This window comes from Ramlibacter sp. P4_H7, from assembly GCF_056400765.1.
On sequence record NZ_JBFUKP010000001.1, the window covers coordinates 575,698 to 602,335 of the forward strand.

The following is a 26,638-nucleotide window of genomic DNA, read 5'->3' on the forward strand; positions in this document are numbered from 1 at the left end:
TGGACCGTCACGTCGTGAAGGCCGCGTTGTTAGCCCGCAACTCCAAATGATAACGACACTTGGGCCCCGTGCACGATTCCATCTGCAGTCCGGTTCTTCAGGTCGACACGAGCCGCATGCTCATCCGCGATTTTTTTCACGACGGCCAGTCCGAGGCCGGTCCCCTTGGTCTTCGTGGTCACGTAGGGCTCGAAGGCCCGCTTGAGGATGTGCTCGGGGAAGCCGCTGCCGTTGTCCTGCACCACCAACCGCACACGCCGGGACGCCTCGCTCCACTGCGTGCGGATCAGCACGTCCGGGTGCGGGCGGCCTTCGGTGGCGTCCTGCGCGTTCTGCAGCAGGTTGTGGATCACCTGCCGCAGCTGCTGCGGGTCGCCCAGGATGCGCGGCGCGGCGGGGTCCAGCTCGACGCGCACCGGCACCTGGCCGCGGGTGGCATCGCCCTCGCGCGCATAGAGGTGCAGCACGTCGTTCACCAGGGAATTCAGGTCGACCGGCTTGAGTTCCGCGGCGGGCAGCCGCGCATAGTCGCGGAACTCGTTGACCAGCCGCTTCATGGAATCCACCTGGTCGACGATGGTGTGCACTGCCTTGCCCAGCACCAGCCGGTCCGGCTCCGCGAGCTTGCTCGAAAGCTTCATCTCCAGGCGCTCGGCGGAGAGCTGGATCGGCGTCAGCGGGTTCTTGATCTCGTGCGCCAGCCGCCGCGCCACCTCGCCCCAGGCTTGCGCGCGCTGGGCGGACACGATCTCGGAAATGTCGTCCAGCACCAGCAGCCGCGCGTCGCCGGGCATGGCGGCGCCCCGCGCCACCAGGGTCACCACGTTGGCCTGCGCTGCGCCGGGCCGGGCCAGGTTCAGCTCGAACGACTGCTGCCAGTGGTCCACCACCTGCGTCTCGGTGAGGAACTCGTCGAAACGCTGCTGCACCGCCGCGCCGAAGGCCTCCAGCCCGGGCACGTCGGAGAGGCGCCGGTCCTGGTAGTCCTCCAGCGGGAAGCGCAGGATGCGCGAGGCGCCGGGGTTCGAGGTCAGGACCCGGCTCTCCCGGTCCAGCACGATCACGGCCGCCGTGAGGTTGTCCAGGATCGTCTGCAGGTTGGCGCGGGCGGCGCTCACCTGGTCCATGCTGCGTTCCACCGCCGCGCGCGCATCGGACAGCTGCTGCGTCATCTGGGCGAAGGAGCGCGTCAGTCCACCCAGTTCGTCCTTGCCCTGCAGAGCCGGCTTGGGTGACAGGTCGCCCGCGGCGACTTCGCTCACGCCGGCGGCCAGCAGCAGCAGCGGGCGGGCCAGCTGGTTGCCCAGGACGATGGCCAGCAGAACGGCGCCGAACACCGCCAGGAACAGGCTCAGTGTGAGCGTGCCGATGTACATGCGGCGCAGGCCTTCGCGCGCCAGCGCCCGCTCCTGGTACTCGCGGTTGGCCTCCTGCACCGCGATCGCATTGGCGACCAGCGCGGGGGCGATCGGCACGGTGACCTGCAGGTAGCGCGACTCCGCCAGCAACCCCAGGCTGGGCTGCGGCACGGGCACGACCGCCTTGATCCGGGCATTGTTGTTCTGCACGGCGCCCGGATCGTCCAGCCCTTCGACGATGGTGAAGGCCCGTTGCGCGCGGACCGTGCGCAGCTGTTGCGGCGTCGGCCGCTCGGGATTCAGCTGGAAGCGCGACTGCCCCGTGCTGGCGATCATCTGCCCGGCCGAACTCCACAGGATCACGTCGCTGGCGCCCATCTGCTCGCGGATGCGTTCCAGCGCCAGCGCGGAGGATGCGTCGGACACGTCGGCGAGCTGGCCCGCCGCGCCGCGGCTCTTGGCGGCCAGGTCGCTGGACAAGCTGTCCAGCGTGGCCCGCCCCAGGTTCAGGCCGGCTTCCAGCGCGCCTTCGACCTTCACGTCGAACCAGCTTTCGATGGAACGCGAGACAAACTGGTAGGAAACGACGTAGATCAGCACGCCTGGCATCAGACCCACAAGCGCAAAGATCGCCGCCAACTTCACCAGCAGGCGGCTGCCGAACTTGCCGCGCCGCAGGCGGGAGGCCAGCCGCACGAACACCCAGAGGATGACCGCGAGCAGCATGCCCGCCACCACCATGTTCAGCGCGAACAGGCGGCCGTAGTTGCGCTCGTAGAAATCGCGGTTGTTGGTCGCCTGCGTGAGCAGGAACATCAGCACGATCGCGATGCCGATGGCCACTGCGACGCCGACGACGATGGCCCAGCGCCAGGCGCGCGAACTCTCGATCAGCTTGCGCGGCGGTCCTTCTGGGGGACGGGGCAGGTTCACCGCGGGTTGTCCAGCACGAGGCGTTGGGTGCGAACGGCCAGGATGACCCATTCGGCCTGGCCGACGGCGCCGATCTGGAACGGTCGCGGCAGCTGCGACATGTCGAGCCGGAACCGGAAGTCGATGGTGTGTGTAGCCTCCGGGTCCACGTCCGCCGCGTCGGCGATCCGCCAGCGGGAGACGCGCTGGATGGCCGCCACGGCTTCCTCGCGCGTGTCGAAGGTCTGGCCCAGCACCATGCCGGAGCTGCCGATCGGCGCCGACGACACCTGCAGGCGCCAGCGCCGCGTCAGCGGCTGGTAGGCCAGGCGCATGTGGCGGGCGGAGTAGGCGACGCGCTTGTCATACCAGTACCAGCGGTCCCGGTAGATCGTCGCCTCGGCCAGGAAGAACATGGGGATGCCCTTGGCCAGCGCATCCTCCACCACTTGCGGCAGCTCGAAGTGCACGGTCGCGCCCAGCATGACGCCGTCCTCGGAGCGGTCGACCTGGAGCTGGGTCACTTCGGCGGAGTTCACCTGGGCCCAGGCGGCGGTGGCGCCCGTCAGCAGCACCAGGCAGGCGCACAGCCACGACCGGGCCAGCCGCTCAATCGCCGAGGCGGGCCGGTGCATCCAGTGCACTCTTTTGCAGCACCGCGTAGAAGAAGCCGTCGTGGTCACTGGGTTGATTGTCCGGGACACCCCCGGCCTGGGCTTGGTTGCCGGGCAATAAATGGCCGGGGCCGGGCCCCAAAAGAGCCGTGCTGTTGTGCGCAAGAAACGCATCGATCTGGGCCTGGCCCTCGGCATGAAAAACAGAGCAGGTGCAGTACACCAACCGGCCGCCGGGATGCAGCAACGGCCAGAGCGCAGTGAGCAACCGCTTTTGCTGCTCCGCCAGCTGGGCCACGTCCCCCGGCCGCCGCAGCCACCGCACGTCGGGGTGCCGGCGCACGATGCCGGAGGCGGTGCAAGGCGCGTCCAGAAGGATCGCATCGAAGCCCTGCCCGTCCCACCAGGAGGCCGGCGCACCGGCGTCCGCCGTGCGCACGTCGGCCTTCAGGCCCAGGCGCTGCAGGTTCTGGTGGATGCGCTCGCAGCGCACGGCGTCCACGTCCAGCGCCAGCACCTGCGCATGGGGCGCGAGTTCGCACAGGTGCGCCGTCTTGCCGCCGGGGGCGGCACAGGCATCCAGCACACGGGCCTGGGCGGGCAACCCTGGCACCATCAGCTGCGCGGCCAGCTGCGCGCCGGCGTCCTGGACCGACCAAAGTCCGTCGGCGAAGCCCGGGATGGCGTCCACCGGGTGCGGGCGGTCCAGCAGCAGGCCGTGCTCACCCACCGGCTCGGAGTCGATGTGGCCGGCCCGCAGCAGGTCACGCAAGGGCTCGCGCGAGATGCGGTGGGTGTTCACCCGCAGCGTCATCGGCGCGGCACGGTTGTTCGCCTCGAGAATGTCCTGCCAGTCTTCCGGGTAATCGTGCTGCAGGCGGGCGATCCACCAGCGCGGATGGTTCCAGCGAGCGACGGGGTCGTCGCTGCTGGCGGCGACCAGCTGCTCGCGCTCGCGCAGGAAGCGGCGCAGGCAGGCGTTGACGAAGCCCTGCTGGTTGCGCGTCTCGTGCTGGCGCTTGGCGGCCTCTACCGTCTGGTCGACCAGCGTGAAAGGGGGATAGGGAGCATCTTCGTCGCGCCAGGCCAGCGCCAGCGCCGTGCAAAGCAGGGCATCGGCTGCGGGAGGCGGCGCGCGCTGGGCCAGCAGCTTGCGCAGCGCTTCGGCGCGCCCGAGGTGACGCAGCACATGGAAGGTGAGTGCCTGCACGCCCGGACGCAGTTCCGGCGCCACTTGCGCCAGTGCCGGTGTCGCCGAGCTTCCGTGGCGCACGGCCGCCAAAACGGAAGCGGCAGCCTGCAGCTGCCGCCAGAGGGGTGGCGCCGGACCTGTCATCCGGCGATTGTGGCACCCCGGTCGGCCACCCTCGCCTGGCCCACGTGTTGGGCCAGAAGTTCTGCGCCGAGATGTTCGTTTTCAGGGCCGCGCGCGCAGGCCGCGAGCGGCGTGAAACCCGAACAGCCAGGCGAGCAGGACCGCGGGGAACTGCGCGATCGCCTCGTTGTAGCGGCTGACCGCCTGGTTGAACTGCTCGGTGGCGGCCTGCGTCATGCGCACGACCTGCTCGCGCTCGCCGCTGAAATCTTCCGGCAAGCGCGGACCGGCCAGATCGTGGGCGTCGTCCCGCTCGGCGCGGTCCCACGCCATGCCGAGGATCTCCTGGGCCGCCCCGAGCGCGGCGATGCGCTCCGGGTCCAACGGCCTGGCCTTGGCCGAGGCCAGCGAGGCGGACAGCTGCGCCGCCGCCCCCTGCAGCCCGCCCCAGAAGGCGCTGCCGCCAGTGAATTGCGATTGCTGCTGGTCCTCTTCCGGTGGCACGCAGCCGTGCACCAGCTGCACCTGCTTGAGCAATTCGGACTCCAGCGCGGCGAAGGCCGCGTTGGCATCCGAGCGCAGGCGCACCAGCCGGTTGTAGGCGCCCACCGACCAGAAGACGGTGAACGCGGCGATGACCCAGGGAAGAAACGACGACGTCTGCATGGCCCCAAGGAAAAAAGCGCCACCGCCCGGCAGGGCAGTGGCGCTTGGCAGTTTAAGGCGGACCGCGCTTATTCGGCGGCGGCGGTGCCCTCATTCGTCTCGGAGACGCTGCCTTCCGTCACGGCGGCGAGCTCCGCCGCTTCGGCGTCGGCGATGGCGCGGCGCTCGGCCTCGTCCATCTGGTCCTTGGCCTTGCGCGCGACGTGGTACGCCATGCCGGTGCCGGCCGGGATCAGTCGGCCGACGATGACGTTTTCCTTCAGGCCACGCAGCTCGTCGCGCTTGCCCATGATCGCCGCCTCGGTCAGCACCCGCGTCGTTTCCTGGAAGGAAGCGGCGGAGATGAACGAGTCGGTCGACAGCGAGGCCTTCGTGATGCCGAGCAGCAGGTTGCTGTAGGTCGGCGGGATCTTGCCCTCGCCGCGCAGGCGGTCGTTGGTGTCCAGGATCTCCGAACGCTCGACCTGCTCGCCGGCAATGTAGTCGGACTCGCCCACGTTCTCGACGATCACGCGGCGCAGCATCTGGCGAACGATCACCTCGATGTGCTTGTCGTTGATCTTCACGCCCTGCAGGCGGTAGACGTCCTGCACTTCATCGACGATGTAGCGCGCCAGTTCCTCGGAGCCCAGCAGGCGCAGGATGTCCTGCGGATCGGCCGGGCCGTCGACCACGGATTCGCCCTTGTTGACCACCTGGCCTTCGTGCACCAGGATGTTCTTCTCCTTGGGCACCAGCTCCTCGTGCACGCCGCCTTCCGGATCGGTGATCTGCAGGCGGATCTTGCCCTTGGTCTCCTTGCCGAACGACACCGTGCCGGTCATCTCGGCCAGCACGCCCTTGTCCTTGGGCGAACGGGCTTCGAACAGCTCCGCCACGCGCGGCAGGCCGCCCGTGATGTCGCGGGTCTTCTGCCCTTCGACCGGGATGCGGGCCAGCACTTCGCCCGGGCCGACGTCCTGGCCGTCGCGCACCTGCACCAGCGAGCCGACCTGGAAGGCGATCGTCACCGAGTGGTCGGTGCCGGGGATCTTCACCTCGTTGCCGGCCGGGTCGACCAGCTTCACCTGCGGACGCACCACCTTGGCGGAGCCGCGGCGCTTCGGGTCGATCACCACCAGCGTGGACAGGCCGGTGACCTCGTCCACCTGCTTGGCGACCGTCAGGCCCTCTTCCACGTTCTCGAACTTCACCTTGCCGGCGAACTCCGTGATGATGGGTCGGGTCAGCGGGTCCCAGTTGGCCAGGATCGTGCCGGCCTTGATGGTCTGGTCGGCCTTCACCGCCAGGATCGCGCCGTACGGCACCTTGTGGCGCTCGCGCTCGCGGCCGTGCTCGTCGTGGATCACGATCTCGCCGGAACGCGAGATGACGACCAGCTCGCCCTTGCTGTTGGTCACGTAGCGCATCGTGGTGTTGAAGCCCACCGAACCGGAGGACTTGGCATCCACGCTGGAAGCCACGGCGGCGCGCGAAGCGGCGCCACCGATGTGGAACGTGCGCATCGTCAGCTGCGTGCCCGGCTCGCCGATCGACTGGGCGGCGATCACGCCGACCGCTTCGCCGACGTTCACCAGGCCGCCGCGGCCGAGGTCACGGCCGTAGCACTTGGCGCACAGGCCGAAGCGCGTGGCGCAGTTCAGCGCGGTGCGGACCTTGACTTCGTCGACGCCGGCTGCTTCCAGCTCGTCGATCAGGTCTTCGTCCAGCATCGTGGCGGCACTCACCATCACCGCACGCGATTCCGGGTGCAGCACGTCCTCGGCCGCGACGCGGCCCAGGATGCGGTCGCGCAGCGACTCGATCACTTCGCCGCCCTCGACGATGGCGCGCATCAACGCGCCGTCGGCGGTGCCGCAGTCGACCTCGGTCACCACCAGGTCCTGCGTCACGTCCACCAGGCGGCGGGTGAGGTAGCCCGAGTTCGCGGTCTTCAGCGCCGTGTCCGCCAGGCCCTTGCGGGCGCCGTGGGTGGAGATGAAGTACTGCAGAACGTTCAGGCCTTCACGGAAGTTGGCCGTGATGGGCGTCTCGATGATCGAGCCGTCCGGCTTGGCCATCAGGCCCCGCATGCCCGCCAGCTGGCGAATCTGCGCGGCGGAACCACGGGCGCCGGAGTCGGCCATCATGTAGATGGAGTTGAAGGACTCCTGGTCCACTTCCTTGCCGTGGCGGTCGATGACCTTTTCCTTGGCGAGCTGGGCCATCATGACCTTGGACACTTCGTCGCCGGCCTTGCCCCAGATGTCCACCACCTTGTTGTAGCGCTCGCCGGCGGTGACGAGACCCGAGACGTACTGCTGCTCGATCTCCTTCACTTCCTTTTCGGAGCGTTCGATGATGGCGGCCTTCTCCGGCGGCACGAGCATGTCGTCCACCGCGATGGAGATGCCGGCCTTGGTCGCCAGGCGGAACCCGTTCTGCAGCAGCTTGTCGGCGAAGACCACGGTTTCCTTCAGGCCGCACTTGCGGAAGGAGATGTTGATCAGCTTGCTGATCTCCTTCTTCTTCAGCGCCTTGTTCAGCACGCTGAAAGGCAGGCCCTTGGGCAGGATCTCGGACAGCAGCGCGCGGCCGGCCGTGGTGTCGAACAGGCGGGTGTGCGGCACGAACTGGCCGCTGTCCTTGTCCTTCTCCCACTCCACCAGGCGCACGGCGATCTTGGCGGTCAGTTCGACCACGCCGCACTCCAGCGCGCGCAGCACTTCGGCCACGTCGGTGAAGACCATGCCTTCGCCCTTGCCGTTGGTGCGCTCACGGGTCGTGTAATACAGGCCCAGCACCACGTCCTGCGAGGGAACGATGGAGGGCTCGCCGTTGGCGGGGAACAGCACGTTGTTGGAGGCCAGCATCAGCGTGCGGGCTTCCATCTGCGCTTCCACCGACAGCGGGACGTGGACGGCCATCTGGTCGCCGTCGAAGTCGGCGTTGAACGCCGCGCAGACGAGCGGGTGCAGCTGGATCGCCTTGCCTTCGATCAGGATCGGCTCGAAGGCCTGGATGCCCAGGCGGTGCAGCGTGGGGGCACGGTTCAGCAGGACCGGGTGCTCCTTGATCACCTCTTCGAGGATGTCCCACACGACCGGCGTGCCGGCTTCCACTTCCTTCTTCGCCGCCTTGATGGTAGTGGCGATGCCCATGGCTTCCAGGCGCGAGAAGATAAAGGGTTTGAACAGCTCCAGCGCCATCAGCTTGGGCAGGCCGCACTGGTGCAGCTTGAGGGTCGGGCCCACGGTGATCACCGAACGGCCGGAGTAGTCGACGCGCTTGCCCAGCAGGTTCTGGCGGAAGCGGCCGCTCTTGCCCTTGATCATGTCGGCCAGCGACTTCAGGGCACGCTTGTTGGCGCCGGTCATCGCCTTGCCGCGACGGCCGTTGTCCAGCAGGGAGTCCACGGCTTCCTGCAGCATGCGCTTCTCGTTGCGCGCGATGATCTCGGGCGCCTTCAGCTCCAGCAGGCGCTTCAGGCGCGAGTTGCGGTTGATGACGCGGCGGTACAGGTCATTCAGGTCGGAGGTCGCGAAGCGGCCGCCGTCCAGCGGCACCAGCGGACGCAGGTCCGGCGGCAGCACGGGCAGCACTTCCATGACCATCCAGCCCGGCTTCATGCCGGACTTCTTGAAGGCCTCGAGCACCTTCAGGCGCTTGGCATTCTTCTTGACCTTGACTTCGGAGCCGGTCAGGTCGCCGCGCAGCTTCTCGATCTCGATGTCGAGGTCGATGCCTTCCAGCAGGTCCTTGATGCCCTCGGCGCCCATCTTGGCGATGAACTCGTCACCGTATTCCTTGCGCTTGGCGTCGTAGTCGTCCTCGGACATGATCCCGAACTTCTTCAGCGGGGTCATGCCGGGGTCGGTGATTACGTAGGCTTCGAAGTACAGCACGCGCTCGATGTCGCGCAGCGTCATGTCGAGCACCAGGCCCAGGCGCGACGGCAGCGACTTCAGGAACCAGATGTGCGCGCAGGGCGCGGCCAGGTCGATGTGACCCATCCGCTCGCGGCGCACCTTGGTCTGCGTCACTTCGACGCCGCATTTCTCGCAGATCACGCCGCGGTGCTTCAGGCGCTTGTACTTGCCGCACAGGCACTCGTAGTCCTTGATCGGGCCGAAGATCTTGGCGCAGAACAGGCCGTCCCGCTCCGGCTTGAAGGTCCGGTAGTTGATCGTTTCCGGCTTCTTCACTTCGCCGAAGGACCAGGAACGGATCTTCTCGGGCGAGGCGATGCCGATGCGGATGGCATCGAAATGCTCGTCCGGCGTGAACTGCTTGAACAGGTCGAGTAGCGATTTCATGTAACTCTGTCCTTTCCTGCTTAGGAGCGCTCGAGCTCGATGTCGATGCCGAGCGACCTGATTTCCTTCACCAGCACGTTGAACGATTCCGGCATGCCGGCATCGATCGCGTGCTCGCCCTTGACGATGGACTCGTACACCTTGGTGCGGCCCTGCACGTCGTCGGACTTGACGGTGAGCATTTCCTGCAGCGTGTAGGAAGCGCCGTAGGCTTCCAGCGCCCACACTTCCATCTCGCCGAAACGCTGGCCGCCGAACTGCGCCTTGCCGCCCAGCGGCTGCTGCGTGACCAGGCTGTAGGGACCGGTCGAGCGCGCGTGCATCTTGTCGTCCACCAGGTGGTGCAGCTTGAGCACGTGCATGTAGCCGACGGTCACCGGGCGCTCGAACTGGTCGCCGGTGCGGCCGTCGCACAGCCAGGCCTGGGTGCGCGTGGCCGTGAGGCCCTTGCGCTTGGCCACTTCCTCGGGGAAGGCGACCTTCAGCATGCCGCGGATCTCTTCCTCGGAAGCGCCGTCGAACACCGGCGTCGCGAAGGGCACGCCCTTGGAAAGCTGGCCGGCCATCTCGAGCACGTCGTGGTCGGACAGTTCGTTCAGCGCTTCCTTCTTGCCGGACTTGTTGTACAGCTGGTCCAGGAAGGAACGCACCTCGGCGATCGCGGACTCCTGCTGCAGCAGGTCGCCGATGCGCTGGCCGATGCCCTTGCCGGCCCAGCCCAGGTGCACTTCCAGCACCTGGCCCACGTTCATGCGCGAAGGCACGCCCAGCGGGTTCAGCACGATGTCGCACGGCGTGCCGTCGGCCATGTAGGGCATGTCCTCGACCGGAACGATCTTGGACACGACACCCTTGTTGCCGTGGCGGCCGGCCATCTTGTCGCCCGGTTGCAGCCGACGCTTGACGGCCAGGTAGACCTTGACCATCTTCAGCACGCCCGCCGGCAGCTCGTCGCCCTGCGTGAGCTTCTTGCGCTTCTCTTCGAAGGCCAGGTCGAAGCTGTGGCGGGTCTGCTCCAGCGAGTTCTTGATGGACTCGAGCTGCGAGGCCACTTCATCTTCGGCCGGGCGGATGTCGAACCAGTGGTACTTCTCGACGGAGTCGAGGTACGCGCGGTCGATCTTCGCGCCCTTGTTCAGCTTCTGCGGGCCGCCGTTGGCTTCGCGGCCATTCAGCAGCTTGGCGATCCGGTCGAACGCGTCGGCTTCGACGATGCGCAGCTGGTCGTTCAGGTCCAGGCGGAAGCGCTTGAGCTCGTCGTCGATGATCTGCTGGGCGCGCTTGTCGCGCTGGATGCCTTCACGGGTGAAGACCTGCACGTCGATCACGGTGCCCTGCGAGCCCTGGTCCACGCGCAGCGACGTGTCCTTCACGTCGGACGCCTTCTCGCCGAAGATCGCGCGCAGCAGCTTTTCTTCCGGCGTCAGCGTGGTCTCGCCCTTCGGCGTGACCTTGCCCACCAGCACGTCGCCCGGCTGGACTTCGGCGCCGACGTAGATGATGCCGGACTCGTCCAGGCGATTGAGCTGCTGCTCGGACAGGTTCGGGATATCGCGGGTGATTTCTTCCGGGCCCAGCTTGGTGTCGCGCGCCATCACCACCAGTTCCTCAATGTGGATCGAGGTGTAGCGGTCTTCGGCGACGACGCGTTCGCTGATCAGGATCGAGTCCTCGAAGTTGTAGCCGTTCCAGGGCATGAACGCCACCAGCATGTTCTGGCCCAGGGCCAGTTCACCCAGGTCCGTCGACGCGCCGTCGGCGATCACGTCGCCCTTGGCGATCTTGTCGCCGCGCTGGACGATCGGACGCTGGTGGATGTTGGTGTTCTGGTTGGAACGCTGGTACTTGATCAGGTTGTAGATGTCCACGCCGACTTCGCCGGCCTGGGCTTCCGCGTCGTTCACCCGCACCACGATGCGGGTGGCGTCGACGTAGTCGACCACGCCGCCGCGGGTGGCGGTCACCACCGTCCCGGAGTCGATCGCGGAGACGCGCTCGATGCCGGTGCCGACGAAGGCCTTCTCGGGGCGCAGCACGGGCACGGCCTGGCGCTGCATGTTGGCGCCCATCAGCGCCCGGTTCGCGTCGTCGTGCTCCAGGAAGGGCACCAGCGAGGCGGCCACCGACACGATCTGCGCGGGCGACACGTCCATGTACTGGATGCGCTCGGCGCCCACCAGGATCGATTCGCCCTTCTCGCGCGCGGACACCAGGTCACCGGTGAGGCGGCCGTCCTTGTCCAGCGTGGCGTTCGCCTGGGCGATGACGTACTTGCCTTCCTCGATGGCGGACAGGTAGTCGATGTCCATCGTGACCTTGCCGTCGCGCACGCGGCGGTACGGCGTCTCGATGAAGCCGTACTCGTTCAGGCGGGCGTACAGGGCCAGCGAGTTGATCAGGCCGATGTTCGGGCCTTCCGGCGTCTCGATCGGGCACACGCGGCCGTAGTGCGTGACGTGCACGTCGCGCACTTCGAAGCCGGCGCGCTCGCGCGTCAGGCCGCCCGGGCCCAGTGCGGAGACCCGGCGCTTGTGCGTGATCTCTGACAGCGGGTTGGTCTGGTCCATGAACTGCGACAGCTGCGACGCGCCGAAGAACTCCTTGAGGGCCGCGGAAATCGGCTTGGAGTTGATCAGGTCGTGCGGCATCAGCGGCTCTTGCTCGGCCTGGCCCAGGCGCTCCTTCACGGCCTTCTCGATGCGGGCGAGGCCGGTGCGGTACTGGTTCTCGGCCAGCTCGCCGACGCAGCGCACGCGGCGGTTGCCCAGGTGGTCGATGTCGTCGACTTCACCGCGGCCGTTGCGCAGGTCCACCAGGATCTTCACCACCGACAGGATGTCGTCGTTGGTCAGGACCATCGGGCCGTCCGAGGTGTCGCGGCCGACCTTGGCGTTGAATTTCATGCGGCCCACGCGCGACAGGTCGTACGTGTCCGGGTTGTAGAACAGGCGCTGGAACAGGGCCTGCACCGCGTCCTCGGTCGGCGGCTCGCCGGGGCGCATCATGCGGTAGATGGCGACGCGGGCGGCGAACTCGTCGGCGGTCTCGTCGATGCGCAGCGTCTGCGCGATGTACGGGCCCTGGTCCAGTTCATTCGTGTAGATGCACTGGATTTCCTGGATGTGGGCCGCGCGCAGCTTCTTCAGCAGCGCTTCGGTCAGCTCGTCGTTCGCCTTGGCGATGATCTCGCCCGTGTCCGGGTCGATGATGTTGCGGGCGACCACGCGGCCGACCAGGAAGTCTTCCGGCACGCTGATGTGCGTGGTGTTGGTCGTTTCCAGCTCGCGAGTGTGGCGGGCGGTGACGCGCTTGTCCTTCGCGACCACGACCTTGCCGGACTTGTCGGTGATGTCGAAGCGGGCGACTTCACCGCGCAGGCGGTCGGCCACGAACTCCAGCTGGGCGCCGCTGTCCATCAGGCGGAAGTTGTCGTTGACGAAGAAGTTCGCCAGGATCGTTTCCGGCGTCAGGCCGATGGCCTTGAGCAGGATGGTGACCGGCATCTTGCGGCGGCGGTCGACGCGGAAGTACAGCACGTCCTTCGGGTCGAACTCGAAGTCGAGCCAGGACCCACGGTAGGGAATGATCCGCGCCGAGAACAGCAGCTTGCCCGAGCTGTGCGTCTTGCCCTTGTCGTGCTCGAAGAACACGCCCGGCGAACGGTGCAGCTGGGAGACGATCACGCGCTCGGTGCCGTTGATGATGAACGAGCCCTTGTCAGTCATGAGCGGCACTTCGCCCATGTAGACCTCCTGCTCCTTCACTTCCTTCACGACCTTGGAGCCGGGAGTGGAGGATTCGCGGTCGTAGATGATCAGCTGCACCTTGGCGCGCACGGCCGAGGCGAAGGTGAGTCCGCGGGTCTGGCACTCGCGCACGTCGAACGCGGGCTTGGCCAGGTTGTATTCGATGAACTTCATCTCCACGAACCCGTTGTGCGACACGATCGGGAAGGCGGAATCGAACGCGGCCTGCAGGCCCTCGATCGTGCGCTTCTGCGGCGCCACGTCGGCTTGGAGGAAGGCGGTGTACGCATCCTTCTGCATCTGCAGCAGGTACGGCACTTCGAGCACGCTGTCGCGTTTGCCGAAGCTCTTGCGGATGCGCTTGCGTTCGGTATAGGAATAGGCCATGAAATCTCCGGGCTAGTGAATCTCGTAGATTCGGCAACTGTCGGGCGCCGGGCGGGGCGCGTTCTTGGCGGGTTGGCCTCTACCAACCTTGGCGGACGGCCCGGCATTGCACCGGACCCGAACCAAGCAGTCTTCTGCAGTCGGATCAGAAAACACTAAAAAACATTCCCGGTCGGGGAGTGCTTTTTGGTGCTTTGTGCCTGGGGCACAAAACCCGCCTGCGGGCGGCGGACGCCGCGCTCTACAAGCGGCAAAGGCTGGAGGCCTTTTGGGGGCCTCCAGCCTTCCAGGGTGAACGCAATTACTTGAGTTCGACCTTGGCGCCGGCGTCTTCCAGCTTCTTCTTGGCAGCTTCGGCGTCGGCCTTGTTCATGCCTTCCTTGACGGGCTTCGGAGCGCCGTCGACCAGGTCCTTGGCTTCCTTGAGGCCCAGGCCGGTGATTTCGCGCACCGCCTTGATGACGGACACCTTCTGGGCGCCGGCTTCCATCAGCTGGACGGTGAACTCGGTCTTCTCTTCGGCCACGGCGGCCGCGGGGCCAGCGCCACCGGCGGCCGGGGCGGCCATGGCGGCGGCGGACACGCCGAACTTCTCTTCAATGGCCTTGACCAGGTCATTGAGTTCCATGACGGACATGCTGTCCAGCGCGGTCAGGAATTCGTCTTTGTTGAATGCCATTTTGATCTTTCCAGAATAAGTTGGTGTTGCGTAGGGACGCTGTGCTCAAGCGGCAGCAGCGGCGCCTTCTTCCTTCTTTTTCGCCAGAGCGCCCAGCACCACCGCGGTGCGGGAGATGGGCGACATCAGCAAGCCGCAAAGCTGCGCCAGCAGCACTTCCTTGGAGGGAATGCTGGCCAGCTGCTTCACGCCGTTGACGTCCAGGGTCTTGCCCGCGAATGCGCCACCGCGAATGACCAGCTTGTCGTTGGTCTTCGCGAAGTCGGCCACCACCTTGGCGGCGGCCACGGCATCCACGGAGAAGCCGTAGATCAGCGGACCGGTCATCTGGTCACCCGCCACTTCGAACTGGCTGCCCTTCACGGCGCGGCGGGCCAGGGTGTTCTTCAGAACACTCAGGTCCACGCCAGCGCCGCGCGCGGCAACGCGCAGCTTCGTCATGTCGGCGACCGTGATGCCGCGGTATTCCGCCATCACCAGCGTTTGAGCTTTAGCGGCGAGGGCGGTCACTTCTTCGACGACCGCCTGCTTCTCACTGCGATTCAGACTCAAGGTCTACTCCTTTGATTGCGCTCGGGTTGCCCCTCGCGCGCCCTTGTTCAGCGACCAACTGTCTTCGGAAATCTCTCGATATCTTTCAGTCAGCGGGATCGCCATCTGCGTTGGCCCGGAGCCGGAGGCACCCTCCGATTCCTTCGATTAAGAGAGCTCACGCCCTCGCCAACGGTCTTGGATGGCCCGCCGGTTCGCTTGCGCGGGGCCCGGCGGCCCACCACACCAGCCGGCACCCCCTTGCGGGGACGCCGGCCAATTTCTTCTTACGCCTGCGCGCCCTGGCCGGACACCGTCTGGGTGTCGACGCGCACGCCGAGGCCCATCGTGGACGACACGGCCACCTTGCGCAGGTAGACGCCCTTGCTGGACGCCGGCTTGGCCTTGTTCAGCGCCTCGATCAGCGCGACCAGGTTGCCCTGCAGCTTGGCCGCGTCGAACGAGCGGCGGCCGATGGTGGCGTGGATGATGCCGGCCTTGTCGGCACGGAACTGCACCTGGCCCGCCTTGGCGTTCTTCACCGCGGTGGCCACGTCGGGCGTCACGGTGCCGACCTTCGGGTTCGGCATCAGTCCGCGCGGGCCCAGGATCTGGCCCAGCGTACCGACGACGCGCATCGCGTCCGGAGCGGCGATCACCACGTCGAACGGCATGTCGCCGGCCTTCACGCGGGCAGCCAGGTCGTCCATGCCGACCACGTCGGCGCCGGCGGCCTTGGCCTCTTCAGCCTTGGCGCCCTGGGCGAACACGGCGACGCGCTTGGTCTTGCCGGTGCCGTTGGGCATCACGACCGCGCCGCGAACGACCTGGTCGGACTTCTTCGGGTCGATGCCCAGCTGCACGGCGACGTCGATGGACTCATCGAACTTGGCGGTGGCAGCCTGCTGCACGATGCCCAGGGCTTCGCCCAGGGGATACAGCTTGGTGCTGTCGACCTTGCCGTCGAGGGCTTTCATTTTCTTGGTGAGCTTGGCCATTTAGACGCCCTCCACCGTGACGCCCATGGAGCGGGCGGAACCAGCCAGGGTCTTGACCGCGGCATTGATGTCCGCGGCGTTCATGTCCTTGAGCTTGGTCTTGGCGATCTCTTCGAGCTGCGCGCGGGTGATCTTGCCGACCTTGTCCGTGTGCGGCTTGGCGGAACCCTTGTCCAGCTTGATGGCCTTCTTGATCAGGGTCGTCGCGGGCGGCGTCTTGATGATGAAGGTGAAGCTCTTGTCCGCGAACGCGGTGATCACCACCGGCAGCGGCAGACCGGGCTCGACGCCCTGGGTCTGGGCGTTGAACGCCTTGCAGAACTCCATGATGTTCAGGCCGCGCTGGCCCAGCGCGGGACCGATCGGGGGCGACGGGTTCGCCTTTCCGGCCGGGACTTGCAGCTTCACGAAGCCGACAATCTTCTTTGCCATGTCTAGATTTCCTTGCGGGTGCTAACGCCTGGGTCTCTCGACCTCGGCTCCCCGGGGTTAACGGCTCCCTGCTGCCACCTGATCGCCGAGCCGGAAAGCGATCTGGCCGAGGGACGAAGCAGCCAGGTGCTTCGTCCCGTGATTACGTCTTTTCGACCTGCGAGAACTCGAGCTCCACCGGCGTGGCACGACCGAAGATCGTGACCGACACGCGGACCTTGCTCTTTTCGTAGTTGACTTCCTCGACCGTGCCGTTGAAGTCGGTGAACGGGCCGTCCTTGACGCGCACGTACTCGCCCGCCATGAATTCGACCTTGTGGCGGGGCTTCTCGACGCCCTCTTCCATCTGACCCATGATCTTGGCGACCTCTTCGTCGCTGATCGGGGCAGGCCGGTTCTTGGCGCCGCCCACGAAGCCCGTCACCTTGTTGGTGTGCTTCACCAGGTGCCAGGACTCGTCGTTCATGACCATCTGCACCAGCACGTAGCCGGGGTAGAAGCGGCGCTCGGAGGTGCGCTTCTGGCCGTTCTTGATCTCGACCACTTCCTCGGTCGGCACCAGGATGTCGCCGAACATGTTCTGCATGCCGGCGCGGTTGATCCGTTCGCGGATGTTGCGCTCGACCGCCTTCTCCATGCCGGAATAGGCGTGCACGACGTACCACCGCAGGTCGGGGTTGGCGGCCTTGGCGGCGACACCCGGAGCTTGCGGCTGGCCTTCGGCCGCGGCGTTTTCGATCTCGCTCATTACTTCTTCCACCCCAGGATCAGGTCGTAGAACACCCACTCGAGGGTCTTGTCGGTCAGCCACAGGAAGAGCGCCATGATCACGACGAAGCCGAACACGTAGAGGGTCATCTGGATGGCCTCCTTGCGGGTCGGCCACGCCACTTTCTTGACTTCCTTGACCGCGTCGCGGCCGAAGCCGATGAATTCCTTGCCGGACTCGGAGGTAAGGAACACGGCCACCGCGGCGATCACGCCCACGATCAGCACGCCCCACTGCACCAGCTGGCCCTGCTTGCCCAGCAGGTAGAACGCCGCCAGCGAGGCGATCACCAGCGCAATGGCTGCGCCCACCTTGGCCTTGTCGGCCCCGGTGGAAACCGTTTCAACTTGGGTCGTTGCCATCTACTGGGAGTCTTCCTGCTTCAAAATCGGCGTCCACTCAGAGACGCTGAAGCCCGTCGCTGGGACGGGCTCGGTTGTTCGGGATTGCCACTCAGGTGGCAGGGGCAGTAGGAATCGAACCTACAACCTTCGGTTTTGGAGACCGACGCTCTGCCAATTGAGCTATACCCCTCCGTAATCCAGTTTGGGGAACCCGCCATTATGGCCGATCCCCAAAACCCTTGTCACTCCATGATCTTGGCGACGACGCCGGCGCCGACGGTCTTGCCGCCTTCGCGGATGGCAAAGCGCAGGCCTTCTTCCATGGCGATCGGGGCGATCAGCTTGACCGTGATGGTCACGTTGTCGCCGGGCATGACCATTTCCTTGTCCTTGGGCAGCTCGATCGCGCCGGTCACGTCCGTGGTGCGGAAGTAGAACTGCGGGCGGTAGTTGTTGAAGAACGGCGTGTGGCGGCCGCCCTCGTCCTTGCTCAGCACGTAGATCTCGGCGGTGAAGTGGGTGTGCGGCTTCACGCTGCCCGGCTTGGCCAGGACCTGGCCGCGCTGCACTTCTTCGCGCTTGGTGCCGCGCAGCAGGATGCCTACGTTGTCGCCGGCCTGGCCCTGGTCCAGCAGCTTGCGGAACATCTCCACGCCCGTGCAGGTGGTCTTCACSGTGGGCGTCAGGCCCACGATCTCGATTTCCTCGCCGACCTTGATSACGCCCCGCTCCACGCGGCCGGTSACAACCGTGCCGCGGCCGGAGATGGAGAACACGTCTTCCACCGGCATCAGGAAGGCGCCGTCCACGGCACGCTCCGGGTTGGGGATGTAGCTGTCCAGCGCGTCGGCCAGCTTCATGATGGCCTGCTCGCCCAGCTCGCCCTTGTCGCCTTCCAGCGCCAGCTTGGCCGAGCCCTTGATGATGGGCGTGTCGTCGCCGGGGAACTCGTACTTGGACAGRAGYTCRCGCACCTCCATCTCCACCAGYTCCAGCAGYTCSGCGTCGTCCACCATGTCGCACTTGTTCATGAACACGATGATGTAGGGCACGCCCACCTGGCGGGCCAGCAGGATGTGCTCGCGCGTCTGGGGCATCGGGCCGTCGGCGGCCGACACCACCAGGATGGCGCCGTCCATCTGGGCGGCRCCGGTGATCATGTTCTTCACGTAGTCGGCGTGGCCGGGGCAGTCCACGTGCGCGTAGTGGCGCGCCTTGGTCTCGTACTCCACGTGCGCGGTGTTGATCGTGATGCCGCGCGCCTTTTCTTCCGGCGCCGCGTCGATCTGGTCGTACGCCTTGGCCTCGCCGCCGAACTTGGCCGACAGCACCGTGGTGATCGCCGCCGTCAGCGTCGTCTTGCCATGGTCCACGTGGCCGATGGTGCCCACGTTGACGTGCGGCTTCGTGCGCTCGAACTTACCTTTTGCCATTTTTTTCGACTCCGAAAAAAGTAACGGTCACTGCGTGAAAACTGGTGCCCTTGGCGGGAATCGGACCCGCGACCTCTCCCTTACCAAGGGAGTGCTCTACCACTGAGCCACAAGGGCGAAACCTCATTTCGCCTGGGTCGACATCGACGGGGTTCCTGGAGCGGGAGACGGGAATCGAACCCGCGTCATTAGCTTGGAAGGCTAAGGTTCTACCATTGAACTACTCCCGCGTCGGGGTCATTCAACGGCATCTCAGCACGTCTGACGCAGGCGCCCTTGCTGCCATGAAACTCATCTATTCGACACATTCGCCGGCTTCCAAACTGCTGTGAAAGCCTGGTGGAGGAGGTTGGATTCGAACCAACGTAGGCGTAAGCCAACAGATTTACAGTCTGCCCCCTTTAGCCACTCGGGCACCCCTCCGGCGAGGAACCTCGGACTATAGCACGGTTCCGACAGCCGGTCGGCTCCTCCTCCCACGTGCGCGCCAGGGCGTGCCGCGTTTTTCGCCGCGCGGGGTGGCCTGATACAAGCCTGACGGGCGTCCGGGGCTGTCACCTGTTTCCGGGCGGATGTTGCTACCGTGGTCGCCATGCGCATGCTCAACCTCGCCCTGCAGGGCGGTGGGTCCCACGGGGCCTTCACCTGGGGCGCACTCGATGCCCTGCTCGAAGACGGCCGCCTCGGATTCGAGGGCCTCAGCGGCACCAGCGCCGGCGCGGTGAACGCCGTCGCCCTGGCCGGCGGCTGGGCCAAGGCCCTGGCCGCCGGCCGCGATCCCCGTGAAGGCGCCCGGGAGAAGCTGGCCGGCATCTGGTACCGCGTCAGCGCGCTGGGCAGCCTGGGGACGCTGCAGCAGCAGTTCATGCGCATGCTTTGGGGCGGGCTGCCGCCGGCGCTGTCGCCCGGCAACCTGATCGGCAACGCCTGGCGCGGGATGCTGTCGCCCTACCAGAGCAACCCGCTGGACATCAACCCGCTGCGCACCATGCTGGAGGAGGAGATCGACTTCGGCGCGATCGCCGCCCAGCGCGACCTGAAGGTGTTCGTCTCGGCGACCCACGTGACCACCGGCAAGGCCGTCGTGTTCACCGGCAGGCAGCTCGATGCGCGCGCCGTGCTGGCATCCGCCTGCCTGCCCATGCTGTTCCAGGCCGTGGAAATCGACGGGGAGCCCTACTGGGACGGCGGCTACTCCGTGAACCCGGCGCTGTCGCCCCTGATCAAGGACTGCGCGACGGCGGACCTGCTGCTGGTGCAGATCAACCCGCTGGCGCGCGCGCAGGCGCCCAAGACCTCGGCCGACATCGTCGACCGCGTCAACGAGCTCACGTTCAACGCCAGCCTGCTCACCCAGATGCGCGCGATCGATTTCGTCAACCGGCTGGTCGCCGAGGGCGCCGTCTCGCACGCGCGCTGCAAGAGCGTGCGCGTGCACCGCATCGACGGCAGCCCCGCACTGGACGCCTATCCCACCTCCAGCCGGGCATCGGCGGACGGCGCGATGATCAGCCAGCTGTTCGAGGCGGGCCGCGCCACGGCGCAGCAGTGGCTGCAGCAGCACTTCGAGGCCATCGGCCACCACGCGACCGTCGACATCCGCCGCGACTACCTGGACGACACTCGGCTGGAACTGCCCCATCCGCCGAGCGCCGCGCCGCGCTCGGTCGGCCGCGGTTTCCGTCCCTGGCTGGCCCGGCTGCTGCGCCAGCAGCACACGCCCTAGAAGACCTCGGACACACCCCGCTGCGCCAGCCAGTCGCGCGCCTGGCGAAAGCAGCCGCTGCCCAGGAAGGGCGCGGGCGGCCGGGACGCGGACAGCGGCGAGGGATGGTTGGTTTGCAGCACCAGGATCTCGCGTCCATGCTGCTGCGCCGTGGCCTCGATCAGGCCTGCCTTGGCCTGCGCGTACGCGCCCCACAGCAGGTAGACGCAGGGCGAAGCTGTCGCCGCCACCCGCGCGATCAGCTGGTCGGTCAGCGCCTCCCAGCCTTGCTTCGCGTGGCTGGCCGGCTGCCCGTCCTCCACGGTCAGGCAGGCGTTGAGCAGCAGCACGCCGCGCCGCGCCCAGTCCACCAGGGAGCCGGAAGCGGGCGCGCCGCCCAGTTCCTTGAAGATGTTGCGCAGCGACGGCGGATGCTTGACGCCCTCGGCCACGGAAAACGCGAGGCCCTCGGCCTGGCCGGGACCGTGGTACGGGTCCTGGCCCAGCACGACGGCATGCACCGAAGGCAGCGGCGTCAGTTCCAGCGCGCGCAAGGGGTGCGGCGGATAGATCACGGCGCCGGCCGCCAGCCGGCCTTCCAGGAAAGCCGCGAGACGCTGCCCGTCCGCGCTCGCGAGGAAGTCTTGCACCACCGGACGCCAGCCGTCCGCCAGCGGCCAGGCCTGCGGCGTCCACGCCAGCAGCCGTTTCGGTTGCGCGGCCGGCTCGAGCTCCGCCCAGGGCAGTTCGGCCTGCGCCTTGCGGCCCGCCACGGTCAGCCGCCGAAGAGTTCGGCGAGCGCGGCGCCCGGATCGTCCGCGCGCATGAAGGCCTCGCCGACCAGGAAAGCGTGCACGCCGGCACCGCGCATCCGCTGCACGTCCTCGCGCCGCAGGATGCCGGATTCCGTGACCAGCAACCGGTCGGCCGGAACGTCCTTCAGCATGCCCAGCGTGGTGTCCAGGCTCACTTCGAAGCTGCGCAGGTTGCGGTTGTTGATGCCCACCAGCTTCGTCTTCAGCCGCAGCGCACGCTGCAGTTCCGCGGCATCGTGCACCTCGACCAGCACCGCCATGTCGAGCATGCGGGCGATGCCCTCCAGCTCGGCCATCTGCGCGTCGGACAGGCAGGCCGCGATCAGCAGGATGCAGTCGGCGCCCATCACCCGCGCCTCGTAGACCTGGTAGGGATCGACCAGGAAGTCCTTGCGCAGCACCGGCAGGTCGCAGGACGCCCGTGCCTGCTTCAGCGCGTCGGTGCTGCCCTGGAAGAACTGGCGATCGGTCAGCACGGACAGGCAGGCTGCGCCGTTCTCGGCATAACTCTGCGCGATGTCGGCCGGAATGAACTCTTCGCGCAGCACGCCCTTGCTGGGACTCGCCTTCTTGATCTCGGCGATCACCGCCGCCTTGCCGGCCGCGACCTTGGCCCGCAGCGCGCCTTCGAAGTCGCGCGTGAGCACGCGGCTCAGCGCGTCCTCCCGCATCGCCTCCAGAGGCTTCTTCTTCTTGGCGGCCGCGACCTCCTCGCGCTTGACCGCGACGATCTGGTCCAGGATGTTGTCGCTCATGTCACCCTGCCAGCGTCTTGGACACGCGCACCAGCTGTTCCAGCTTGGCCTTGGCCGCGCCGCTCTCCAGCGCGACGCGGGCCTTCGCGATGCCCTCGGCAATGGTCGGCGTCACATTGGCCGCGTACAGCGCCGCGCCGGCGTTGAGCACCACGATGTCTCGGGCGGCGCCCGGCTGGTTGTCCAGCACCTGGCGCAGCAGCGCCAGCGACTCCTGCGGCGTCTCGACCTTGAGGGTGCGATTGCTCGCCATCGGCATCCCGAAGTCTTCCGGATGGACCTCGTACTCCACGATCTCGCCGTTCCTCAGCTCCCCCACCATGGTGGCGGCGCCCAGGCTCACCTCGTCCATGCCGTCGCGGCCATAGACCACCAGCGCGTGCTCGGCGCCCAGGCGCTGCAGGGCACGGACCTGGATGCCCACCAGGTCCGGATGGAACACTCCCATCAGGATGTTGGGCGCGCTCGCCGGATTGGTCAGCGGCCCCAGGATGTTGAAGATCGTGCGCACGCCCAGCTCCTTGCGCACCGGCGCGACGTTCTTCATCGCGGGATGGTGGTTCGGCGCGAACATGAAACCGATGCCGGTCTCCTCGATGCAGCGCGCGATCGCTTCCGGCGACAGGTTGATGTTCAGTCCCATCGCTTCCAGCACGTCGGCGCTGCCGCTCTTGCTGGAGACGCTGCGGCCGCCATGCTTGCTCACCTTCGCCCCGGCCGCGGCCGCCACGAACATGGAGCAGGTGGAGATGTTGAAGGTGTGCGAGCCATCGCCGCCGGTGCCGACGATGTCGACCAGGTGCGTCTTGTCCGCGACGTGCACCTTGGTGGAGAACTCGCGCATCACCTGCGCCGCGGCGGTGATCTCGCCGATCGTCTCCTTCTTGACGCGCAGGCCGGTGATCAGCGCCGCCGTCATCACCGGCGACAGCTCGCCGCTCATGATGTGCCGCATGATCTTGAGCATCTCGTCGTGGAAGATCTCGCGGTGCTCGATCGTGCGCTGCAGGGCTTCCTGGGGGGTGATGGGCATGGCGGCTCCTCGAAGGCGGTTATCGGGTGGGATTCTCGGTCAGCGCCAGCTTCAGCCCGAAGGCGATGAACATGGCGCCGGCGGCGCGGTCCAGCCAGTGCATGCCGCGCCGCACGGCACCGTGGCGCGCCATCCAGGCGGCGGCCAGCGCCCACGCGGAATTCACGGCGACGCTGTTGATGTTGAACAGGGTGCCCAGCAGCACGAAGGCCAGCGCCTTGTGCTCGGTGCCCGGCGCGATGAATTGCGGCACGAAGGCCAGGAAGAAGATCGCCACCTTGGGGTTCAGCACGTTGGTGAGGAATCCACCGCGAAACACTGCAAGCAGTCCGGGGTGCGGCTGCCGCTCTTCGTAGGCTGGCGGTGAGCTGCGCGAACCCCAGCCCTCCCCGGTCGGCCGCGAGCGCAACAGCTCCACGCCGACCCACAACAGGTACGCGGCCCCCGCCCACTTCAACACCGTGAATGCGGTCGCGGAAGCGGCCAGCAGCGCACTGACGCCGATGGCCGCCGCGAACACGTGCACGAAGCAGCCGGCGGTGATGCCGAGCCCGGCGGCGACACCGGTCCGCGCACCGGCGCGCAGCGCGTTGCTGACAATGTAGAGGACGTCGGGGCCCGGCGTGAGGTTGAGGAGGAGCCCCGCGAACACGAACAGGACCAGGTGCTGTGCGTCCGGCATGCTGGCGTCCTCAGGCGCGGAAGAACGCGCGGATGGCGGAGATCGCGCGGGCTATGCCGGCCACGTCCACGTCCAGGTGCGTCACGAAGCGCAGGCGGTACAGGCCGGTCGCCAGCACGCCTTGCCGGTTCAGGTGCTCCAGCAATTCGGCCGAGCGCTCCCGGGCCGCTCCGACCAGGTCCACGAACAGGATGTTGGTGTGCGGGGCTTCCACCTGCAGGCCCTCGATGCCGGCGAGCCCCTCGGCCAGCCGGCGGGCCAGTGCATGGTCCTCGGCGAGTCGCTCGACCTGGTGGTCCAGCGCGTGACTCGCCGCGGCGGCCAGCAGGCCGGACTGGCGCATGGCACCGCCCGCCATCTTGCGGATGCGCCGGGCGCGCGCAATGAAGTCCCTGGTCCCGCACAGGGCCGAGCCCACCGGCGCTCCCAGTCCCTTGCTGAAGCAGACCGACACGCTGTCGAACAGCCCGGCGATCCGGCGCGCCTCGCTGCGCGCGTCGCCGCCGCGGGCTGCGGCTTGCGCGACGGCGGCATTGAACAGGCGCGCACCATCGAGATGGGTGGCCAGTCCCTTGCTGCGCGCCAAGGAGGTCGCCTGCTGCAGGTACGTGAAGGGCAGCAGCTTGCCGCCCAGCGTGTTCTCCAGCGCCAGCAGGCGGGTGCGCGCGAAGTGCGGGTCGTCCGGCTTGATCGCCGCCTCGATGTCGGCGATCGCCAGCGAGCCGTCTGGCTGGTGGTTCAGCGGCTGCGGCTGCACGCTGCCGAACACCGCGGCGCCGCCGCCTTCCCAGCGGTAGCAGTGCTGCATCTGGCCGACGATGTACTCGTCGCCCCGCTGGCAGTGCGACAGCACGCCGCACAGGTTGCTCTGGGTGCCTGTGGGCACGAACAACGCGGCCTCGAACCCGAGCAGCGAGGCGATCTTGTCCTGCAGCGCGTTCACGCTGGGATCGTCGCCGAACACGTCGTCGCCCAGCGGCGCCGCGGCCATCGCCGCGCGCATGCCCGCCGTGGGCTGGGTGACGGTGTCGCTGCGCAGGTCGACGGTCTTCATGCCTTCTGCTCCAGGAAGTTCTTCAGCATCGCGTGCCCATGCTCGGTGAGGATGGACTCCGGATGAAACTGCACCCCCTCCACCGCGAGGGTCTTGTGGCGCACGCCCATGATCTCGCCGTCCTGCGTCCAGGCCGTGACCTTCAGGTCGGCCGGGCAACTGGCGCGCTCGATCGCGAGCGAGTGGTAGCGGTTCACCGTGAACTGTTCCGGCAGGTCCGCGAACACGCCTTCGCGTGTGGTCGTGATCACGCTGGTCTTGCCGTGCATCAGCTGCTGCGCGCGGACGATCTTGCCGCCGAACGCGGCGCCGACCGCCTGGTGGCCGAGGCAGACTCCCAGGATCGGCAGCTTGCCCGCGAACTGCCGGATCGCCTCGACCGAGATGCCGGCTTCGGCCGGAGAGCAGGGACCCGGGGAGATGACGAGGCGGTCCGGCTTGCGTTGCGCGATGCCGGCGACATCGATCTCGTCGTTGCGCACCACTTCCACGTCCGCGCCGAGCTCGCCGAAGTACTGGACCAGGTTGAAGGTGAAGCTGTCGTAGTTGTCGACCATGAGGAGTTTCATTCCAGGCCCTCCTCGACGACTTCGGACGCGCGCATCAGCGCCCGCGCCTTGGCTTCCGTTTCCTTCCACTCCAGCTCGGGCACCGAATCGGCGACAACGCCGGCGGCCGCCTGCACGTAGAGCGTCTGGTCCTTGATGATGCCCGTGCGGATGGCGATGGCCACGTCCATGTCGCCCGCGTAGCTCAGGTAGCCGCAGGCGCCGCCGTAGATGCCGCGCTTGTTCGGCTCCAGATGGTCGATCAGCTCCATCGCGTGCACCTTGGGCGCACCGCTCAGCGTGCCGGCCGGGAAGGTCGCGCGCAGCACGTCCATGTTGGTCATGCCGTCCTTCAGGATGCCTTCGACGTTGCTCACGATGTGCATCACGTGGCTGTAGCGCTCCACCACGAAGGCCTCGGTCACCTTGACCGATCCGGTCTTGGCGATCCGGCCGATGTCGTTGCGCGCCAGGTCGATCAGCATCACGTGCTCGGCGCGTTCCTTGGCGTCGCCCAGCAGTTCCTGCTCCACCGCCCGGTCGACTTCCGGCGTCGCCCCGCGCGGGCGCGTGCCGGCCAGCGGGCGGATCGTGACCTTCTGGCCTTCCGGCGTCTGCTCCTGCCGCACAAGGATCTCGGGCGACGCGCCGACGACGTGAAAGTCACGCCCGTCCGCCGTGGCGCCGGTGAAGTTGTAGAAGTACATGTACGGGCTCGGATTCAGCGAACGCAGCGCGCGGTACAGCGACAGCGGCGACTCGGTGTAGCGCTTCTTGATGCGCTGGCCGACCTGCACCTGCATGAAATCGCCTGCGGCGATCAGCTCCTTGGCCCGCTCCACGGCCTTCAGGTAGTCGGGCTTCGCGAATTCGCGTTCCGCCGCGAAGGTCTCCGACTGCCGCACGGTCGGCGCGCTGACCGAGTACTTCAGCTGGTCCTTCAGCTCGCGCAGGCGGCGCTTGCCGGCGCCGTAGGCCTCGGGCTTGCCGGGGTCCACGTAGACGATCAGGTACAGCTTGCCCGACAGGTTGTCGATGACCGCCAGCTCCTCGCACTGCAGCAGCAGGATGTCCGGCGTGCCCAGCGTGTCGGTCGGGCAGGTGTTCTCCAGCTTCTTCTCGATGTAGCGCACGGTGTCGTAGCCGAAATAGCCGGCCAGGCCGCCGCAGAAGCGCGGCAGGCCCGGACGCAGCGCGACCTTGAAGCGTTGCTGGTAGGCCTCGATGAAGTCGAGCGGGTTGCCCGCGGCGGTCTCCACCACCTGGCCGTCGGTGACGACCTCGGTCCGGGCGGCGGCACCGAAGCCACTGGCGCGCAGGAAGGTGCGCGCCGGCAGGCCGATGAAGCTGTAGCGGCCGAAGCGCTCGCCACCCACCACCGACTCGAGCAGGAAGCTCAACCGGCCGGCGCCCTTGGCATGGGCCAGTTTCAGGTACAGCGAGAGGGGGGTTTCCAGGTCCGCGAACGCCTCGGCGATCAGCGGGATGCGGTTGTAGCCCTGCAACGCAAGGCTCTTGAATTCAAGTTCAGTGATCAAGGGTGAGCCTCCACAAGCTCGGCGGCGCA

21 protein-coding genes and 4 tRNA genes are annotated in these 26,638 nt (G+C 67.1%); 1 reads left to right on the forward strand and 24 read right to left on the reverse strand.

Annotated elements, in window-relative coordinates:
- Positions 1 to 29: 29 nt before the first annotated feature.
- From AC1DSA_RS02915 to AC1DSA_RS02995, 17 genes are all read right to left on the reverse strand, one after another.
- The gene (locus AC1DSA_RS02915) at positions 30 to 2,342 is read right to left on the reverse strand and encodes a sensor histidine kinase (RefSeq protein WP_477885847.1); all 2,313 of its coding nucleotides are present in this window, start codon (positions 2,340 to 2,342) and stop codon (positions 30 to 32) included.
- Entirely contained in the window at positions 2,288 to 2,905 is a 618-nt protein-coding gene (locus AC1DSA_RS02920) for a DUF4390 domain-containing protein (protein WP_477885849.1), read from the reverse strand. The genes AC1DSA_RS02915 and AC1DSA_RS02920 overlap by 55 nt, the downstream gene beginning before the upstream one ends.
- Positions 2,880 to 4,220, reverse strand: a complete 1,341-nt coding sequence (gene rsmB / locus AC1DSA_RS02925; RefSeq protein ID WP_477885851.1) for a 16S rRNA (cytosine(967)-C(5))-methyltransferase RsmB — start codon at positions 4,218 to 4,220, stop codon at positions 2,880 to 2,882. The genes AC1DSA_RS02920 and rsmB overlap by 26 nt, the downstream gene beginning before the upstream one ends.
- 81 nt (positions 4,221 to 4,301) lie before the next feature.
- Complete coding sequence (locus tag AC1DSA_RS02930) at positions 4,302 to 4,865, reverse strand: LemA family protein (RefSeq protein ID WP_477885853.1); 564 nt, start codon at positions 4,863 to 4,865, stop codon at positions 4,302 to 4,304.
- A 68-nt stretch (positions 4,866 to 4,933) separates the two neighbouring features.
- Positions 4,934 to 9,160 (reverse strand): DNA-directed RNA polymerase subunit beta', encoded by a 4,227-nt coding sequence (rpoC, locus tag AC1DSA_RS02935; RefSeq protein ID WP_477885855.1) that lies wholly within the window; start codon positions 9,158 to 9,160, stop codon positions 4,934 to 4,936.
- Positions 9,161 to 9,180: 20 nt separating this feature from the next.
- Complete coding sequence (gene rpoB, locus AC1DSA_RS02940) at positions 9,181 to 13,293, reverse strand: DNA-directed RNA polymerase subunit beta (protein WP_477885857.1); 4,113 nt, start codon at positions 13,291 to 13,293, stop codon at positions 9,181 to 9,183.
- 301 nt (positions 13,294 to 13,594) lie between these two features.
- A complete protein-coding gene (gene rplL, locus AC1DSA_RS02945; protein WP_477885859.1) occupies positions 13,595 to 13,972 on the reverse strand; it encodes a 50S ribosomal protein L7/L12 in 378 nt (125 codons plus the stop codon).
- 45 nt (positions 13,973 to 14,017) lie between these two features.
- Entirely contained in the window at positions 14,018 to 14,524 is a 507-nt protein-coding gene (rplJ, locus tag AC1DSA_RS02950; protein WP_477885861.1) for a 50S ribosomal protein L10, read from the reverse strand.
- Positions 14,525 to 14,790: 266 nt separating this feature from the next.
- The gene (rplA, locus tag AC1DSA_RS02955; protein WP_477885863.1) at positions 14,791 to 15,501 is read right to left on the reverse strand and encodes a 50S ribosomal protein L1; all 711 of its coding nucleotides are present in this window, start codon (positions 15,499 to 15,501) and stop codon (positions 14,791 to 14,793) included.
- Positions 15,502 to 15,933, reverse strand: a complete 432-nt coding sequence (gene rplK, locus AC1DSA_RS02960; protein WP_477885865.1) for a 50S ribosomal protein L11 — start codon at positions 15,931 to 15,933, stop codon at positions 15,502 to 15,504.
- Positions 15,934 to 16,075: 142 nt separating this feature from the next.
- Positions 16,076 to 16,681: a transcription termination/antitermination protein NusG gene (gene nusG, locus AC1DSA_RS02965; RefSeq protein ID WP_477885867.1), complete on the reverse strand. Its 606-nt coding sequence runs from the start codon at positions 16,679 to 16,681 to the stop codon at positions 16,076 to 16,078.
- Entirely contained in the window at positions 16,681 to 17,064 is a 384-nt protein-coding gene (gene secE / locus AC1DSA_RS02970; protein ID WP_477885869.1) for a preprotein translocase subunit SecE, read from the reverse strand. Before secE ends, nusG begins: the two co-directional genes overlap by 1 nt.
- A 96-nt stretch (positions 17,065 to 17,160) precedes the next feature.
- A tRNA-Trp gene (locus tag AC1DSA_RS02975) sits at positions 17,161 to 17,236 on the reverse strand.
- A gap of 52 nt (positions 17,237 to 17,288) precedes the next feature.
- Positions 17,289 to 18,479, reverse strand: coding sequence for an elongation factor Tu (gene tuf / locus AC1DSA_RS02980; RefSeq protein WP_171561488.1), 1,191 nt, complete (start codon positions 18,477 to 18,479; stop codon positions 17,289 to 17,291).
- Between the two features lie 42 nt (positions 18,480 to 18,521).
- A tRNA-Thr gene (locus AC1DSA_RS02985) sits at positions 18,522 to 18,596 on the reverse strand.
- Positions 18,597 to 18,635: 39 nt separating this feature from the next.
- Positions 18,636 to 18,709: transfer RNA gene (locus AC1DSA_RS02990), tRNA-Gly, on the reverse strand.
- 107 nt (positions 18,710 to 18,816) lie between these two features.
- Positions 18,817 to 18,902: transfer RNA gene (locus tag AC1DSA_RS02995), tRNA-Tyr, on the reverse strand.
- Between the two features lie 169 nt (positions 18,903 to 19,071).
- On the opposite strand from AC1DSA_RS02995, the gene AC1DSA_RS03000 reads away from it, so the two are divergent.
- A complete protein-coding gene (locus AC1DSA_RS03000; protein ID WP_477885871.1) occupies positions 19,072 to 20,205 on the forward strand; it encodes a patatin-like phospholipase family protein in 1,134 nt (377 codons plus the stop codon).
- Here AC1DSA_RS03000 and AC1DSA_RS03005 read toward each other — a convergent pair.
- Genes AC1DSA_RS03005 through trpE form a run of 7 tightly spaced genes read right to left on the reverse strand, consistent with a single transcriptional unit; the run spans position 20,202 to position 26,609 of the window.
- Positions 20,202 to 20,957, reverse strand: coding sequence for a uracil-DNA glycosylase (locus tag AC1DSA_RS03005; RefSeq protein WP_477885873.1), 756 nt, complete (start codon positions 20,955 to 20,957; stop codon positions 20,202 to 20,204). The two genes, AC1DSA_RS03000 and AC1DSA_RS03005, sit on opposite strands and share 4 nt — an antisense overlap.
- Positions 20,958 to 20,959: 2 nt before the next feature.
- Positions 20,960 to 21,754 carry an indole-3-glycerol phosphate synthase TrpC gene (gene trpC, locus AC1DSA_RS03010; protein ID WP_477885875.1) on the reverse strand — a complete coding sequence of 265 codons (795 nt, stop codon included), beginning with the start codon at positions 21,752 to 21,754 and terminating at the stop codon, positions 20,960 to 20,962.
- Position 21,755: 1 nt separating this feature from the next.
- The gene (gene trpD, locus AC1DSA_RS03015) at positions 21,756 to 22,787 is read right to left on the reverse strand and encodes an anthranilate phosphoribosyltransferase (RefSeq protein WP_477885877.1); all 1,032 of its coding nucleotides are present in this window, start codon (positions 22,785 to 22,787) and stop codon (positions 21,756 to 21,758) included.
- A 19-nt stretch (positions 22,788 to 22,806) separates the two neighbouring features.
- Positions 22,807 to 23,469, reverse strand: a complete 663-nt coding sequence (locus AC1DSA_RS03020) for a LysE family translocator (RefSeq protein ID WP_477885879.1) — start codon at positions 23,467 to 23,469, stop codon at positions 22,807 to 22,809.
- A 10-nt stretch (positions 23,470 to 23,479) separates the two neighbouring features.
- On the reverse strand, positions 23,480 to 24,523 hold the full coding sequence (ltaE, locus tag AC1DSA_RS03025; protein ID WP_477885880.1) for a low-specificity L-threonine aldolase: 1,044 nt from the start codon (positions 24,521 to 24,523) through the stop codon (positions 23,480 to 23,482).
- Positions 24,520 to 25,092, reverse strand: a complete 573-nt coding sequence (locus tag AC1DSA_RS03030) for an anthranilate synthase component II (RefSeq protein ID WP_477885881.1) — start codon at positions 25,090 to 25,092, stop codon at positions 24,520 to 24,522. Before AC1DSA_RS03030 ends, ltaE begins: the two co-directional genes overlap by 4 nt.
- Positions 25,089 to 26,609, reverse strand: coding sequence for an anthranilate synthase component I (gene trpE / locus AC1DSA_RS03035; RefSeq protein ID WP_477885883.1), 1,521 nt, complete (start codon positions 26,607 to 26,609; stop codon positions 25,089 to 25,091). Before trpE ends, AC1DSA_RS03030 begins: the two co-directional genes overlap by 4 nt.
- Between the last annotated feature and the right edge of the window lie 29 nt (positions 26,610 to 26,638).

Coding starts and splice junctions, on each gene's coding strand:
- rpoC (WP_477885855.1), bottom strand. CDS start 9,160: ATGAAATCGCTACTCGACCTGTTCAAGCAGTTCACGCCGGACGAGCAT.
- AC1DSA_RS02915 (WP_477885847.1), bottom strand. CDS start 2,342: ATGGGTCATCCTGGCCGTTCGCACCCAACGCCTCGTGCTGGACAACCC.
- AC1DSA_RS02920 (WP_477885849.1), bottom strand. CDS start 2,905: ATGCACCGGCCCGCCTCGGCGATTGAGCGGCTGGCCCGGTCGTGGCTG.
- rpoB (WP_477885857.1), bottom strand. CDS start 13,293: ATGGCCTATTCCTATACCGAACGCAAGCGCATCCGCAAGAGCTTCGGC.
- AC1DSA_RS03020 (WP_477885879.1), bottom strand. CDS start 23,469: ATGCCGGACGCACAGCACCTGGTCCTGTTCGTGTTCGCGGGGCTCCTC.
- ltaE (WP_477885880.1), bottom strand. CDS start 24,523: ATGAAGACCGTCGACCTGCGCAGCGACACCGTCACCCAGCCCACGGCG.
- secE (WP_477885869.1), bottom strand. CDS start 17,064: ATGGCAACGACCCAAGTTGAAACGGTTTCCACCGGGGCCGACAAGGCC.
- rplK (WP_477885865.1), bottom strand. CDS start 15,933: ATGGCAAAGAAGATTGTCGGCTTCGTGAAGCTGCAAGTCCCGGCCGGA.
- trpC (WP_477885875.1), bottom strand. CDS start 21,754: ATGAGCGACAACATCCTGGACCAGATCGTCGCGGTCAAGCGCGAGGAG.
- AC1DSA_RS03000 (WP_477885871.1), top strand. CDS start 19,072: ATGCGCATGCTCAACCTCGCCCTGCAGGGCGGTGGGTCCCACGGGGCC.
- rplA (WP_477885863.1), bottom strand. CDS start 15,501: ATGGCCAAGCTCACCAAGAAAATGAAAGCCCTCGACGGCAAGGTCGAC.
- AC1DSA_RS03030 (WP_477885881.1), bottom strand. CDS start 25,092: ATGAAACTCCTCATGGTCGACAACTACGACAGCTTCACCTTCAACCTG.
- AC1DSA_RS02930 (WP_477885853.1), bottom strand. CDS start 4,865: ATGCAGACGTCGTCGTTTCTTCCCTGGGTCATCGCCGCGTTCACCGTC.
- rplL (WP_477885859.1), bottom strand. CDS start 13,972: ATGGCATTCAACAAAGACGAATTCCTGACCGCGCTGGACAGCATGTCC.
- rsmB (WP_477885851.1), bottom strand. CDS start 4,220: ATGACAGGTCCGGCGCCACCCCTCTGGCGGCAGCTGCAGGCTGCCGCT.
- trpD (WP_477885877.1), bottom strand. CDS start 22,787: ATGCCCATCACCCCCCAGGAAGCCCTGCAGCGCACGATCGAGCACCGC.
- nusG (WP_477885867.1), bottom strand. CDS start 16,681: ATGAGCGAGATCGAAAACGCCGCGGCCGAAGGCCAGCCGCAAGCTCCG.